Source organism: Actimicrobium sp. GrIS 1.19 (genome assembly GCF_035984655.1).
GTDB lineage: Bacteria > Pseudomonadota > Gammaproteobacteria > Burkholderiales > Burkholderiaceae_D > Actimicrobium.
Genome location: NZ_JAXCHT010000079.1, coordinates 1 through 1,694, shown reverse-complemented (window position 1 = coordinate 1,694; position 1,694 = coordinate 1). Strand labels below are relative to the sequence as shown.

The window sequence follows — 1,694 nt, the reverse complement described above, 5'->3', positions numbered from 1 at the left end:
ATCAGCAACGCCGTCTGTACATCACGCCATTGACCCGCCAAAGTGGTGCCCACCAAATAGTAGTGGGGATCACTTTGAACACAGCCATCCAATCCGGCAGCCGCAAAGGCCGTCGCAATTACCCGATTGATTTCAAGAAGCAGCTGGCGATCGCCGCTTGCGTGCCCGGCGTGTCCGTTGCCCGCTTGGCATTGGACAATGGCATCAACGCCAACATGCTGCACAAGTGGCGGCGTACGCATCTCGCTGGCGAGCTTGGTGTGCGTGAAGCCCGGTCGTCAACTTTTGTCGAAGTCCACATCACGCCTGCCGTCAACGCGGCATCACCTGTTCCAGTGCCGGTGCCGGTGCCGGTCCCGGTGCCGGTGACGCAGTCGGGGCAGCATCGGGCAGATGTCATCGCGTCGAAGGCAACACGGGAACCGCGGCAAGCCGTCCTGCCTGGCGTGATCGGAATCAGCCTGGCCACAGTCACCTTGCGTTTGGAGGGGATGGTCGATCCTGCCACTCTGGCGCAGGTATTACGCCACTTCCACCCATGATCGGCCTGCCTGCCGGCACGCGGATCTGGATCGCCGCCGGCGTCACCGACATGCGCTGCGGCTTCCAGGGACTGGCCGCCAAGGTGGAAACCGCACTGGCAGCCGATCCGTTCAATGGTCATGTCTTTGTGTTTCGTGGCCGCCGTGGCGACACCATCAAAGTGTTGTGGGCCACGGAGGATGGCCTGTGCCTGCTGGCCAAGCGGCTCGAACAGGGACGCTTCGTGTGGCCGCAGGCCACCAGCGGGTCGGTGTGCCTGACGCCGGCACAGTTATCGATGCTGCTCGAAGGAATCGACTGGCGACAGCCGCAACGCACCGGTCAAGCCAGATCGATGTTGTAAACATCAACGGACCTGCGTAAACTCCGCGCATGCCGAACCTGCCCATTCCCTCACCCCTGCCCGACGACATCGATGCCCTCAAGGCGATGGTGCGTGCGCAGCAGGCAGCGATGGATCAAATGACGCTGGTCATGGCATCACACGCCGTTGAAGTCGAACAGCTCAAGCTGCTCATTGCCAAATTACAGCGCATGCAATTTGGCCGCAAGTCCGAGAAGATCGATCGCCAGATCGCGAAACTGGAATGCCGGCTGGAGGACTTGCTGGCCGAAGAAGGCGTCGTCGACGCACTGCCAGTCGCCCCTGTCGTGGTGCCGGCAACCGGTCCGGCTACCGCGCCAAGGGTACCGGTGCGGCATGCCTTGCCACCCGAACTGCCCCGCGAGGAGCGCATTCTGGAGCCGGCCGAGACGGTCTGTCCGGACTGCGGTGGCCATCTCAAGGCACTTGGCGAGGATGTCTCCGAGCAGCTGGAAATCCTCAATACCGCCTTCAAGGTGATCCGCCACATCCGGCGCAAAAAAGCCTGCGCCTGCTGTGACCGCATCGTACAAGTGTCGGCAGCAAGCCGGCCGATTCTGCGGGGCGTAGCCGGTCCCGGTTTGCTGGCACATATTCTGGTAGCGAAATTCGCCGATCATCAACCGTTGTACCGGCAGTCGGTGATCTATGCACGGCAGGGTGTCGAGATCGACCGTTCCAGCATGGGACGCTGGGTCGGCGCCTGCAGCGCATTGATGGCGCCCCTGGTGGAAGCACTGCGCAACCATGTCATGGCTGGTACCAAACTGCATGCCGATGACACGAC

Annotated in this window: 3 protein-coding genes; all 3 read left to right on the top strand. The window is 62.0% G+C overall.

Annotated features, from left to right (window positions below; all coding sequences use genetic code 11):
- The coding region (gene tnpA, locus RCH09_RS19595) for an IS66-like element accessory protein TnpA (protein ID WP_326942820.1) at nucleotides 1-542 on the top strand (542 nt) is incomplete at its 5' end.
- Nucleotides 539-886, top strand: a complete 348-nt coding sequence (tnpB, locus tag RCH09_RS19590) for an IS66 family insertion sequence element accessory protein TnpB (protein WP_326942819.1) — start codon at nucleotides 539-541, stop codon at nucleotides 884-886. The genes tnpA and tnpB, both read left to right, overlap by 4 nt.
- Before the next feature lie 38 nt (nucleotides 887-924).
- Nucleotides 925-1,694 (top strand): IS66 family transposase (locus RCH09_RS19585; RefSeq protein WP_326942821.1); only part of this gene is annotated, 770 nt, incomplete at its 3' end.